Genomic DNA, 12,296 nt, shown 5'->3' with positions numbered 1-12,296 from the left:
CGATGTCGAGCGTTTTGCTGCGCGCCAAGCGCGATGTCGCCGCGGCCAAAGCGTTTTTCCGTCGTGCGTTCGCGAGCCACGGACGGCCGCCGAGCAAAATCACGCCCGACGGATATCAGGCGTCACATCGGGCGGCGCGCGAGCTTCTCGCACAGTATCGAGGTGGCGCAAGGACACGAATTCGATCATCGAAATACCTGAAAAAATCTGATCGAACAGGATCACCGATCCATCAAGCTTCGTTTGGGTCCTATGCTCCGGTTCAAGCGATTCCGACATGCGGCGATCACGATTGCCGGCGTCGAACTCATGCATCGCATCAGGAAGAATCAATTCGCGCTGAGCAGATTTAGAGCCGCCGGGACAACTGCGCCCGAAATCTCGAGTGCGGTGCTCGCGGCCTGATCCGAACGAACTGCAAGGACCCCATCGCGTAGCTATCGGCAAAAATTGCGCTGCAACCGCGCAGCTAAGTCGGCATTTTTGAGCCAGACGAGCTGCGCAGCGCCGACTTCGGGGGATTGTCGACCATTCTCGCGCCTCTTACTCGGCTCCGATGGTCTCTTGGGAATGATGGCGCGCCATTTGCGTCGGCGTGAGGATTGGCGCGATCGTCTCGATTTCGCGGCCTTCATGCTCGAAAGCGATGCGCTTCAGCGGCGCGCGATAGAGCGAGCAGAGATTGTCCTCGGTCAAAATCTCGCGCGCCCGGCCGAAGAGGTAATCGCCTTGCCCGCGCATCAGCAGCGCATCGTCGGCGACCGCCAGAGCGTGATGCGGGTGATGCGTCGTCATCACGATCGTCAGTCTGTCGTTGCGCGCGAGGGAGGAGATGCGTTCGAGAACGAGCGACTGGTTCTCGAGGTCGAGCGCGGAGGTCGGCTCGTCGAGAACGAGAATATCGGCTTCGGCGACGAGAGCCCGCGCGAAGATGATGAGCTGACGCTGGCCGCCGGAGAGCTCGCCGAAAGGCCGCTGGGCGTAGTCGGCCATGCCGAAGCGATCGAGCGCGGCGAGCGCGGCCTCCTCGTCGTCGCGCGAGGGCTGCGAGAACAAGCCGATCTTTCGCGCACGCCCCATGAGCGCCATGTCGAGTGCGGTATAGTCGAAGGTGACCTCGAAGAGCTGCGGAACGAAGGCGATGCGCCCATTCACCGAGAGGCCGCCCTCGCAGGGCTTCAGCGCTCCGATGAGGAGATGCAGCAGCGTGGTCTTGCCGCGCCCATTGGGGCCGAGCAGCGCGAAGACGCTGCCGCGAGCGACGCGCGTGTCGCAATGGCGCAGCACCCATTGGTTCGGCCGATAGAAATAGCCGAGGTTGGTAAGGGAGATCGTCGGCTCACTCACGCATCCAGCCTTTCGATTGAGTCTTCCAGAAGAGGAAAGCGAAGATCGGCGCGCCGACCGCGCTTGTCAGCAGGCCGATCGGAATCTCCTGCTCGGTCGCGCTGCGCGCGATATCGTCCATGGCGAGGAGATAGATGCCGCCGAGATAAGCGGACGTCGGCAAGAGGCGCGTATGTTCCGGCCCGACCAGCATGCGCGCGAGATGCGGCACGATGAGCCCGACCCAGCCGACGCCGCCGGAGACGGAGACCTGCGCGGCGACCAGCAGAGCCACGAGGCCCATCAGCCCCCAGCGCAAGGCTTCGACATTCACGCCCAGCGCTTTCGCGTCCGTCTGGCCGAGCGAGAGCAGATTGATGCGCCAGCGCAGGGCGACCAGGGCCGTCCCCGCAAAGAGAGTGACGCCGGCGACGATCGCAACTTTCTCGTAGGTCGCGCCGGCGAAGCTGCCGAGCAGCCAATAGACGATGGAGGGTAGCTTCACTGTCGGATCGGCGAGCGTCTGCAACAGGCCGACGAGCGAGCCGCAGAAGCCGCCGACGATGACGCCGGAGAGCACGAGAGCGAGCGTGCTGGCGCGTCCCGTAAGCCGGGCCAGCGCGAAGGCGGCGGCGAGCGCGGCGAGGCCGGAGCCGAAGGCGAGACCGACGATGGCCAGCGGCGGCCAGGACAGCATTATGGCGGCGACGCCGCCGAGCGCGGCCCCGGAGGATACGCCGGCGATCTCCGGCCCCACGAGCGGATTGCGGAACACGCCCTGCATGGCGGCACCCGACATTGCGAGCCCCATGCCGCAGAGGGTGACGAGTAGAACGCGCGGCATGCGCACGATCTCGACGACGACCCAGGGAGCATTCTCATAGTCGCCGACGGCGTTGATCGGGAAGGTGGTGAAGACAATGCGCGCGACATCGGCGAAGGGAACCGGATAGCGCCCCAGCGTCAGTGAAAACAGCGCCAATAGAGCAATAGCTATCAAGAGAAGGACGGGAGCACAGTCAGCGCCTGGCTTGCGAAGCATTTTCGACATGATCCTCATCATAAGGTCCTTGCACGTGTGCTCGATATGCGCTGTCTATGTAATTACATTATATTGAGTTTTCGGCGAGAAAAAGCCGCTTCTTTAAGCTCAAGCGTCTACGACTGAAAATTAAAGCCGCTTGTCGTTACGATCCATCGATCGGGATTGGAGCTTTGGATGGGGAACCGCGGGATTGCGTTCAGCGCGATGCGGGGGTCCCTCCGCGCCGAATGGCGGACGGCTTTGACGAAACGGGGGAAGCCTCGGGCTGGAGACTAACGCCAGCAAAAGCATAGGCGTGCAGTGGTTTGCGAATAGACTGCGGCTATCTAGGAATAGACTCCGCGTCGCGCCGAAACTCGGTCGGGATTGTCGTAGGCTTCCATCGGTCTCGAACGCCAAATGGGAGGCGGTGGCGGGACTCCAGCCTCAACGACCGAATCGTGCATATGTTGTGTTACATAGCGGACAAAATATCTATTCATTTACAGACAAATAAAAAATCATTGACTGCTTTCAGCTATACTGTTGGCTATATGGCGTCGCCGCTTCGATCGAGCTTGCCGTGCCTCGCAACCCGCTGCTTCCGAAACCACAGAAAAAGCCGATCCGATGGCGCATCGGAGCTCACAAAGGCACGATAGGCGTCCCCGCAATGGCCGCCGCGCCGCCCCTCACGACGGTCGAAGAGACCCGCGAGCCCTTCTACAAAAAGGATCCTCGCGGCCGGAAACCAAAATCGCCCGCGAAGCCCCGCTCGACTCGCGACCTCCGCCGAGATTCGGGTCATTTCGAGACTATCGAAACGCGCACGCCACCCTCGTATCCGAGCGCTGGAAAAATCGACTTTTGCTCGGGCGGGCTGCTCGGCCACACGATCGCGAGTTGGGCGTCGGCGCTGGACATGGTCCCGCTCGATCACGGTCCGGTCGGCTGCGGCGCCTATGGGCAGACCATGCGCTTGATCGCGCCCGGCTATTTCCAAGGGGTCGAGAGCTTCGGCGCGCTTCACGCCTGCATGGATCTTCGAAGAGAAGATATCTGCGACGCCGGCGACCGCCGCCTCGCACGCGCGATCGACGAGATCGCGGAATTGTTTCCGCTGGCGCGCGGGGCCGTCATCGCCAGCGAAGAGCCCATGCCAGCGCTTGGCGCTAATATCGCCGGAATAGCGAAGGCCAAAATGGCGGAGCAGCGGAAGCTGATTCTGCCGCTCGGGGGCTATCGATCCTGGGTGGTCGAGACAGCGGCAGCGCTGCGTTCCGCCGAGCTGCTGCATCCGCTCACGACGAGCATCAGCAAGCGTGTGGTTCTTCCCTATTCCCGCGAGGCGACGGCGCTCGTCTGGATCGTCAGCAAGCTGCTCATGGAGATCGGCCTCGAGCCCGTTCATGAGATGACGCAATCATCAGCGATCGATCTCGCCCGCGTGAGCGATTGCAAATTGGTGATCGGCTTCGCGAGCAAGGTCGACGCGCTCGACGAGCGATTGCGCGGCGGCTATGCCGATCTGCTGCAACGATGGTTCGCGACGCCGATCGTCTGGACATGCTTCGAAAGCCCGTCCATGACGACGGCCTCGCTGCGCGCCATCACGAAACGTTTCGATCGCCGCGTCGCGCGTCGCGTCGATGCGGCGATCGTGAAGGGCGAGGCGCTCGTAGCGCAAACGGATCGAGCGCTACCGGCCTCGGCTCGAGGGGAAGCTTGTTCTGTTCTTTCGGCCGATGACCGAGGCGCAGCTCGAGCCCTATCGTCTTCTCGGGCTCCGCATCGGTGACGCATCCGGCTGGACAGGCAAGACCGGAAAGCAGCGCGCCCCGCGCCTGAAATGCGATCGCGACACTCACGATGAGAGAGCTATCGATTCGTACATATCTGAGGCGAAGCCCGATCTCGTGCTTCATTTCGGCAATGGCGAAACGCGAGGCGAATATGAATGGCGCAAGCGTGGTCAGGTGGCGCTTCCCTTCTCGCCTTTCTTCAACCGAAAGGGCAACGCCTTCTGGGGATATGATGGCTTTGCCTGTCTCGCGGCCGCTCTCGACCGCGCGATGAATGCGACTTGGCGGGGGCTTGTCCCGCCGCCTTGGTGACGTTTCTGCGTCGATATTTTCAGCCGGGATCGGAACTCCGAAAGTCGCATGTTCGCGGCGCGGTTACGCGCGTCCGTGCGGCTTCCGTCCATGAGTTCCGTGTCACGGATCACGATTCGCAGTCTGGCCGCCGAGCGGCAACCACGGGGTGCTGAAGGATGAAGACCACGACACTATCTACGATTGGCTCGATCGCTCGCGCTCTGCTGGCCAGCGCTTCGGTCGTCGCCATCACGGCCTCGCTCGGCCGAGCGGTCGCGCAGGAGGCGGCGACGCTTCCTCCGATCGATGTCGCCGCGGCGCGCGCGACCAACGATCACAACCGCTCCGGCGTGGATGGCGGCGCCGCGGCCGGCTATCGCTTCGGCGCGACGTCGACGACCGGCCCTTGGGGCGAAAGGGCGATACAGGATACGCCCTATTCGGTTTATTCGGTGAGCGCTCCCTATATCGAAAATCGCGTCTTCTCGACGACGGACGAAGTCTTCCGCGGCAATCCGCTCACCCAGCTCAATATGGGGCAGGGGCGCGGCTATGGCTCGGCGATCTTTATTCGCGGCGTCAAGCAGCAGGGCGGCTTCAGCCAGATCGACGGCCTCAACATGTCGGGCGTCAGCGATCTTGTCATGCCTTTGGAGGACAAGGAGCGCGTCGACGTTCTCTCCGGCCTCTCCAGCTTCCTCTATGGGCCTGCGCATGTGGGCGGACTCGTCAATTTCGTCACCAAGCGGCCGACGCTGACGCCTTTCTCGAGCGTCACTTTCGGCAATTACGGCGGCTCGCAACCTTTCGTACATGTCGATCTCGGTGGCCCGTTCGAGAAGGGAAGCGATTTCGGATATAGGCTCAACTTGGTGAAGAGCAGCGGCGAAACCGCGATCGACGATAATTTCGTCGACAGATGGCTCGTCAGCGGCGCGCTCGATTGGCGACCGCTGCAACAGCTGCTGTTTCAGCTCAATTATTCGCATCAGCATATTTACGAGAAAGGCACGCTCGCCGATTGGGGATCGTTCAACGGGACTTTTCCGCATTTCAGCGCGAGCATTCTCGACCCCGCGAAAAATTACGGCCAGCCGTGGACGTTCAACAAGAACGATATGGACGTGCTCGGGGCCACTGTCACCTATGATGTGATGCGTAACATTAAATTCCGCGCCGCCTATCAATATGTCGATATAGAGAGCGAGAACCTCTACGCTGGCGACAATATCTCGTATAGCAACGGCTCATACTCCTGTTCGCTCGCATCTCTCTATAATGCGCCGCATGTGCAGCGCAATCAGGCGTGGTACGCCTTCACCGACTATGACCTCGATCTTCTCTCGATAAAGGCCAAGACGACATTCGGCCTTTATGGATCGAGCTACTCACGACGCCAGCATCAAGACAACACGCTCTTCAAAGGCCTCGGCTCCTTTCCTGTTTCTGCCGATCCCGTCTATGTCGCGCGTCCCACTTTCACCAATGGCGCGCAGCCTTACTTCCGGCAGCAACAGCTGGACCAGACGAATTGGATCATCGGCGAGGACATAGCCTTCAACGAGCAATGGTCTCTGCTCGCAGGCGCGAGCCTCGCCGACATCAAGGCGACGAATTTCAACACCAATGGAACGGTATCGAGCTATTTCGACAAGACGAGGCTCACGCCGACCGCCTCATTGATCTATAAGCCGCTGCCTTGGCTCACGGGCTATGGCACCTATATTCAATCGCTCGAAAATGGCGGGACGGCCTCGACCAGCTTCTCCTCATTGCCGGTGACCAACGCCAGCCAGGCGCTCAGCCCGACGACCAGTGAGCAGGTCGAGATCGGCGCGAAAGCCAATGTCTCGCAAATTCTGCTCACCGCCGCTTTGTTCCAGATCGACAAGACCAACACTTATTACAAATCGAATGGCGGCAGCTATACTTTCATCAATGACGGGCGGCAACTTCATCGCGGTCTCGAAATGACGGCGACGGGCAAGATATTGGGCGATCTGACCGTCACCGGCGGCTTCACGCTTCTCGATGCGAAGATCGCCCAGACCAACACGTTCTATCTGCTGGGCCAGCCTCCCTCTGGCTCGGCAAAAAAACATGGGGAAGCTCTACGTCGAATATCGCCTGCCCTTCGTGCAGGGGCTGACATTGACCGGCGGCTTCAACTATGTCGGCCCGCAGGTCGGCAATGTTTTTGCGCCGACGAATGTGCGCGCGATCGAATGGCTACCCTCTTACGTGACCGGCGACATCGGTCTACGCTATGAGACGCGCATCTTTGATACGGAGACGATCTGGCGCCTCGATGTGACCAATATCGCCAACGCATCCTATTGGCAGCAGACCGAAATGCTCGGTGCGCCGCGTACAGTCGCTTTTTCGGCGACCGCAAAATTCTAAAGGGACGAAGGTTGCGCTCTTTCGCGACGGGGAGCTTCGCTTTTCTGCCGATCCTATGCCTGGGATTGGCAGCCGGAGGCCCGCATGCCGCGTCGCCTTCGCCACATCGATCGATCAAGGATATGAAAGGCCGCGACGTCACCGCCGCGGTCCCGGCGCAACACGCCCTCATCTTTGCGCCGGTGTCCTCGATCTATCTCACCATAGATGGAGATCCAGGACATATCGCCGCTGTCAGCAGCCCACGATTCGGCGGCAACGAATTGAGCCGTGGGTTGCTGCGTCGGGTGTTTCCTGCGGTGCGTGACCTTGCGCGCGCGCCGACGCTAGGAGGCGACACTGTGGCGCCCGGCGACCCGGAAGCTATTCTGCTGACGCGAAGCGATGCGATCATGTCATGGTCGTGGTTCGCCGCTCCCTTGCTGAGGATCGGCGCACCCTTGGTTCAGCTCGATAGCCGAGCGTCTGGCGATGTGTCGCGGAGCGTGGAACAGCTCTGGCGATTGATCGGCGCCATTGCCGACAGGCAAGAGCGCGTGGACTTCCTGATTCGTCGTCATCAGGCGGAACTCGACGCCTTTTCGAAGGATCGCCCCGCTGCGCCAGTTCGTCGCAAGGTCGCCTATCTCTTCCAGATCGACCCGCTGATCATGGCGTTCGGCGGAACGGGAATCGACGCCGATCTCGATCGGGTGAATGCGGACAATATCGGTGCTTCGCTGCATTCGCCTCATATGACGATCGAGGAGCTGATCGTGCGCGAGCCGGAGGTCATCATAATTTCCGCCTATCCGAGCGACGACGCGGTTCGTCGCTTGCTGGATAATCCTGCGCTACGATGTGTGCCCGCCGTTCGATCGCGAAAAGTCTATCGCGAGCCGCATGGGGGAACGCGCATGGAAGGAATGGTCGAGGAGCCGATCATGTTGCAATGGATGTCGGAAGTCATCTATCCGGAGTGGGCCGGGTGGCGATTTCGCATGAAGCTGCGGCAGGCCTATGCGGATGTCTACGGCGTCGTCCTCACCGACGATGCGATCGACGAAGCCCTGGTTTTGCGAGAAAATGCGGGCTCGGCGGAATACGCCCGCTTCCTCGCTTCGAATGACGCGGAGCGACGCTGAGTCATGCCACGAGAAATCATCATCACCGGCATTCATCTCCACGCCAACGCCACGGCATGCTTCCATCATTGCCGCTATTGCCAGCTGAAGAGCTATAGGCTGCGACCGGCGCCATTAGAACGTTTTGTCGCCCTGGTCGAACGCTTCATCGAATGGCGTAATGACGGACACGAAGATTTCGAGATCGCGCCTTGGTATGGGAACAGCCATGATTACACATTGGCGACGACCAAAGCTCTTCGCGAGCTGGAGAAGAACCTCGGCTGGAAAAGCCACGTCGTTCTGCTCGGCGGCGTTGCGCATCGACCGCGACGAGAGATGAAGCAATGGCTGCTGGAGCGGCGCGTTCTCGGGATCGACACAGTGGTGGCGACGTTCAGCGGCCACGGCGCTCGTCACGATCATTGGAACAATATGGCCGGCAATTACCAATTCCAGCTCGACACTCTGCATTTGGCTGCGGAACTCGGTCTGAAGCTGCAACAGCGGATCTTGTTGATCCGTGACAGTGTTCCGAGCTTGGACGAGCTGCTGGTTGATCTGGACCGCATTCCAGCCGCGTCCCACGAGCGCTGGGCTATTCCGCTTTTCTATTCCGGCGTGGCGCGTGGTGTCGAGGAGCAGAGTCTCACCGAGCAGGAAATAGATTCGCTTCCCGCGCGCCTCAAAGACTATCTTCGTGATGACAGGCCTAATTGGCGGTCGGAAAAAAAGTGGATCGAGCATGTTCGCCGGTCGCCCGATGACGAAGCGGAAGCCATGGCCATCAGCCTCCCACTCGATGAGCAAAGTCTCGATTGGGCCGAGGCCTGTTCCTGCGATCAAATCATCACGGAGCTCGAAGCTCGCTGGCGTGCGGCCCATCTTACCGCGCCGTCTCGCAAGGAGCTATGCGCGGGTTATGGCGACATCGCCAATGATAGGCTGTATTTTAATGTGCAGCAGATGGAGAAGGCTTGGTTCGATCGTTATAAGAAGGACAATGTTTGTCGGTTCGATATCAGCGCCACAAAATTTTCGTGAGTTCCGCGGGTCCATTGCCGCGCGCGCCGGGCGACGGTGGGGATGCGAGGCTGCCGAGCATCTCGAACTTGCAGCGTCGGTCGGGCCATCGCCCGACGAGCGTGTGTTGGAATGGCTCGTGACGAGCCTGATGAGCTCGTCGAGCCGGCTTGGCGGCGCTCACACTTCTGGCGGAGGGGCCAGGTTCAAACTGTCCTCTCCACAACCAGGTTAGCACTGCTATTGCGCGGCAACTTCCAGACGACGTTCACGCGCGGTCCAACGCTATATTCCGGAGTTCGAAAAACCGTGGAAACGCTTCCCTCACCCAGTCGGCGAATCGATGAGACCCGTTCGGCATTGCCTCGAGGGCTCTCGACCGGCGAGGACAATCGCTGCGCCAGCGTCATCGTCGCGGCCGAGCGGCGCTTCGCCCAGGCGATCAAGGGCGTCCGAGGTTCAGTTCTCTCGTGAGCTTCTCCCAGCTGTCGACGCCCGCGGCCGCATAAATCGCAGCGAGATGTTTCTTCAAAGCTTCGTTGCTGATTCCCGTTTCGGAGAGGCTGTCTCCGCGCGATCCTCCGAGAGCCGCGACAAAGGCGATTTTCTGTTGAAGCGGAGAAACGTCGAGTGCGAGCACACGATCGATCGTCTCGAGCCGTCGAGGCTCTTCCAGTTCGAACGTGACGAGAACCTGCTCGGCGCCGCCCTCCGGAGCCGTCAGCCGACGCGCCGTCACCTCGAGGCGGCCGCCGGGGATCGGCAGCGTCTCGCGCACGATCGCTCGGCCTTGGAGCCGTGCGCACAACTCGCGCACGACGCGGGGCGGTGAGCGGATGGGTCCGCAAAGGCGGATCTCTTGTCCCACGAGCGTGCACATCTTCAACAACAATTCGGCCTCTTCATCGAGCATCGCTAAGCGCTCGCCGGAGACATCGATCAGCATGTGTCCCCTTCTTGCGCTGCAACTCCAGACTTGTTGTCTCACAGGCGAGGCGATGGCCTGCTGCAAATAGGGGGTGACCTGTTCCAGCGCGGCCGCGTCGGTCGTCTCGAAAGCGCGTTGACCGCCGCGAAACAGCAGCACGACGGCGCGCGCGTCCGTCGAGATCGATTCTCAGATCGAGACTGTGATGATGGCCGCTCGCCCTGACCAATAGGTTGAAGGTGTTGGAAGAGAAATAGGCTTTGCCCGGCCGCGCGATGCGACCGACGCGCGGCCCCGGCGTACGCGCCAGCGCCGTTACGTTCAATTCGGCCGGGCCGATGAACAGCCGCTCGAATTCATTGACGAACAGGTCGCGCGCGCTCTCCGGCGAATCCTCATGGAAGAAGCCCTGGGGAAGGCCGTTCTCGTCGAGCCAGAAAATCGACGCCGCATCGGCTCCGACCAACTCGCGAATCTGGCGGCAGGCTGCGGGGGCGATCGGCGCGATCCCGGTCCCGGCGCGGCACAATAGATCGAGCGCATGTAATTTGCGCCGGGCCGTGTTCTTCTTGGCGGGCATTATCGCGCGGACCTCCCCGCGCGGGGAATAGCATTCAACACTCTGAACGCCTAGACCTCGCTCCCGGCAAAACGGGCAGGAGCAGGAATATGTCGAAATGCGAGTTGTTCTTTCCCGCCGTCACACTGATCGCGCTGGCGCTCTGCGCCGAATCGGCCTGCGCCGCCGATCTTCGCGGATCGCAGGATCATCCTCTGGTCGGCCGCTACGCCGGCTCGGAGATCACGGTCTATAAGCAATCTCAGTTCGGCGAAGCGCGACTGCTCGACCGTCCGATGGATCTCAAAGCTTCCGGCGACAAGTTGGCCGGCGTCAGCCTCACGCTGCAGGGCAGGATCACCACTATACGCTATGACGGGCCGAAGGATCGCTCGGCTCTCGAAATCGAACAAAATTTCAAATCCTCGCTCGAGACGAAAGGGTTCGAAATTCTGTTCGAATGCGGCGATCGAACCTGCCTCGGCGGCGAAAATTCCTATTTTCGTCTCGGCGGGGAACTCGAAGGGGCCATGGTCAATGCACGCTTCGGCTCAGGCGTGCGTTATGTGCTGGCCAAGCTCGCGCGCGCGGAAGGGGATGTCTACGCCGCCATATTGGTGGGCGAAAGCCGGAGCGCTCCGATCATCTCGGTCACGACCGCGGAACTGAAGCCGATCCAAGTCGACCGAATTGTCTTTCTTGACGCCGGCGCGATGGCCTCCGGGCTCGGGGCCTCGGGCCGTGTGGCGCTCTACGGCATATTCTTCGACACCGACCAGTCGGATCTGAAGCCAGAGTCGAAGCCGACGCTGGTCGAAATCGCCAAGCTGCTCGCGGCCCAGCCCGGCTTGAAGCTGATCGTCGCCGGTCACACCGACAAATCAGGGGGAATTTGGCTATAATCTCGGCTTGTCCGATCGCCGCGCCAAGGCCGTCGTCGTCGCTTTGACACGCGATCACGGCGTCGATCCCTCGCGGCTCACCCCTTTCGGCGCCGGCATGTCGTCGCCGATTGCCCTCAACAATGATGACGCCGGACGCGCCAAGAACCGTCGCGTCGAACTGGTCGAGCGATAAGGACATGAGAAGCATGAAGAGAATGACATTCGTCACATTGGCGCTGTGCGCCGTCGTTCCGGCGATAGCGCAGGAACGTCTGGAGCCCGGCTTGTGGTCGGTGACGCCATTACTACAGGGGCAGCCGGTCGGCGCCGCCACAGAACGTTGCATCACCGCGGAAGAAGCCAAGAGCGCCAATGGCGATGAAAAAGGAATCGCCGCCGCCCTGAGCGCGGAAAATCGGAAAGGCAAATGCACGATCAAGGATCTGAAACTCGACGGCCCGAGAATCCGCTTCTCCACCGTCTGTCAGGGCATGACCATGGCGTCCGACCTCACTTACGCCAAGACGAGCTATGAAGGGACGATGACGATGTCGGGGCCGGGCGGCGATCAGCAGGTCATCGGGACCAGGGGCCGGCGCATCGGCGCATGTCCTTGACGGGAGGCCTCGGGTTGCGCGCGACGCTTTTCGCTCCACTGGCGATCTGCGTAGGCCTGGTGTCTTTCGGGGCCATCGCCAGCGAGGATGTTCCCTATGAAGCGGGCGTTGACCTGGCGTTTTTGCCACGCCCGATCTTGTCGATCGCGGTGCGCATGTTGTCATAGACACCTCGCCGGGGCGCGCCGCCCAGCACGCGGAAGGCGTGGTTGTGGGCGTCGAACAGCATCTCATGCGTCTGCTGCGGGTAGGCGCGGAGGAAGAATGCGCGGCTGTAGGAGAGCTTGAACTGGGCGACCTGCAACTTGGTCCGCTCGCCCGCGATGATCGCCC

The 12,296-nt window shown here is 61.1% G+C and carries 14 protein-coding genes and 2 pseudogenes; 10 read left to right on the top strand and 6 right to left on the bottom strand.

The annotated features are described in order from the left end of the window. Positions 1-2: 2 nt before the first annotated feature. A pseudogene (locus A1351_RS26265) lies at positions 3-140 on the top strand (DDE-type integrase/transposase/recombinase); the annotation flags it as partial. Here A1351_RS26265 and A1351_RS26260 read toward each other — a convergent pair. Next, positions 100-315 carry a hypothetical protein gene (locus tag A1351_RS26260; protein ID WP_064033549.1) on the bottom strand — a complete coding sequence of 72 codons (216 nt, stop codon included), beginning with the start codon at positions 313-315 and terminating at the stop codon, positions 100-102. The pseudogene A1351_RS26265 and the gene A1351_RS26260 overlap by 41 nt on opposite strands. Here A1351_RS26260 and A1351_RS26025 point away from each other — a divergent pair. Continuing rightward, entirely contained in the window at positions 253-405 is a 153-nt protein-coding gene (locus tag A1351_RS26025) for a hypothetical protein (protein WP_371441504.1), read from the top strand. The two genes, A1351_RS26260 and A1351_RS26025, sit on opposite strands and share 63 nt — an antisense overlap. 138 nt (positions 406-543) lie before the next feature. Here the strand turns inward: A1351_RS26025 and A1351_RS16945 are convergent, their stop codons facing one another. Then, positions 544-1,347, bottom strand: a complete 804-nt coding sequence (locus A1351_RS16945; protein WP_024882231.1) for an ABC transporter ATP-binding protein — start codon at positions 1,345-1,347, stop codon at positions 544-546. Then, positions 1,340-2,368, bottom strand: a complete 1,029-nt coding sequence (locus A1351_RS16940) for an iron ABC transporter permease (RefSeq protein ID WP_036290077.1) — start codon at positions 2,366-2,368, stop codon at positions 1,340-1,342. The genes A1351_RS16945 and A1351_RS16940 overlap by 8 nt, the downstream gene beginning before the upstream one ends. Before the next feature lie 904 nt (positions 2,369-3,272). Between A1351_RS16940 and A1351_RS25885 the strand changes: the two genes are divergently transcribed. The 5 genes from A1351_RS25885 to A1351_RS16920 all read left to right on the top strand — a co-directional run bounded on the left by A1351_RS25885 (position 3,273) and on the right by A1351_RS16920 (position 8,996). Further along, complete coding sequence (locus A1351_RS25885) at positions 3,273-4,148, top strand: hypothetical protein (protein WP_245291677.1); 876 nt, start codon at positions 3,273-3,275, stop codon at positions 4,146-4,148. A gap of 474 nt (positions 4,149-4,622) precedes the next feature. Further along, a complete protein-coding gene (locus A1351_RS16930; RefSeq protein WP_036310364.1) occupies positions 4,623-6,716 on the top strand; it encodes a TonB-dependent siderophore receptor in 2,094 nt (697 codons plus the stop codon). Then, complete coding sequence (locus A1351_RS26255; RefSeq protein ID WP_348625831.1) at positions 6,688-6,849, top strand: hypothetical protein; 162 nt, start codon at positions 6,688-6,690, stop codon at positions 6,847-6,849. The genes A1351_RS16930 and A1351_RS26255 overlap by 29 nt, the downstream gene beginning before the upstream one ends. 122 nt (positions 6,850-6,971) lie before the next feature. Beyond that, on the top strand, positions 6,972-7,973 hold the full coding sequence (locus A1351_RS16925) for an ABC transporter substrate-binding protein (RefSeq protein ID WP_024882229.1): 1,002 nt from the start codon (positions 6,972-6,974) through the stop codon (positions 7,971-7,973). A gap of 3 nt (positions 7,974-7,976) precedes the next feature. Beyond that, entirely contained in the window at positions 7,977-8,996 is a 1,020-nt protein-coding gene (locus A1351_RS16920) for a hypothetical protein (RefSeq protein ID WP_024882228.1), read from the top strand. A 421-nt stretch (positions 8,997-9,417) separates the two neighbouring features. Here the strand turns inward: A1351_RS16920 and A1351_RS16915 are convergent, their stop codons facing one another. Together A1351_RS16915 and A1351_RS24865 are read right to left on the bottom strand one after the other, a co-directional pair. Further along, positions 9,418-9,921, bottom strand: coding sequence for a hypothetical protein (locus A1351_RS16915; protein ID WP_064033548.1), 504 nt, complete (start codon positions 9,919-9,921; stop codon positions 9,418-9,420). Then, positions 9,878-10,483: a hypothetical protein gene (locus tag A1351_RS24865; protein ID WP_157096359.1), complete on the bottom strand. Its 606-nt coding sequence runs from the start codon at positions 10,481-10,483 to the stop codon at positions 9,878-9,880. The genes A1351_RS16915 and A1351_RS24865 overlap by 44 nt, the downstream gene beginning before the upstream one ends. Before the next feature lie 89 nt (positions 10,484-10,572). On the opposite strand from A1351_RS24865, the gene A1351_RS16910 reads away from it, so the two are divergent. Genes A1351_RS16910 through A1351_RS16905 form a run of 3 tightly spaced genes read left to right on the top strand, consistent with a single transcriptional unit; the run spans position 10,573 to position 11,963 of the window. Then, positions 10,573-11,364 carry a DUF4892 domain-containing protein gene (locus A1351_RS16910; protein ID WP_051465626.1) on the top strand — a complete coding sequence of 264 codons (792 nt, stop codon included), beginning with the start codon at positions 10,573-10,575 and terminating at the stop codon, positions 11,362-11,364. Positions 11,365-11,371: 7 nt separating this feature from the next. Further along, positions 11,372-11,539 (top strand): OmpA family protein, encoded by a 168-nt coding sequence (locus A1351_RS24085; protein ID WP_083967387.1) that lies wholly within the window; start codon positions 11,372-11,374, stop codon positions 11,537-11,539. A gap of 13 nt (positions 11,540-11,552) precedes the next feature. Then, positions 11,553-11,963, top strand: a complete 411-nt coding sequence (locus A1351_RS16905; RefSeq protein WP_024882226.1) for a DUF3617 family protein — start codon at positions 11,553-11,555, stop codon at positions 11,961-11,963. Positions 11,964-12,061: 98 nt separating this feature from the next. Here the strand turns inward: A1351_RS16905 and A1351_RS16900 are convergent. Continuing rightward, positions 12,062-12,296, bottom strand: a pseudogene (locus A1351_RS16900) (IS21 family transposase); the annotation flags it as partial.

This window comes from Methylosinus sp. R-45379, from assembly GCF_001644125.1.
Classification (GTDB): Bacteria; Pseudomonadota; Alphaproteobacteria; order Rhizobiales; family Beijerinckiaceae; genus Methylosinus.
This window is presented reverse-complemented; position numbering and strand designations above follow the sequence as displayed.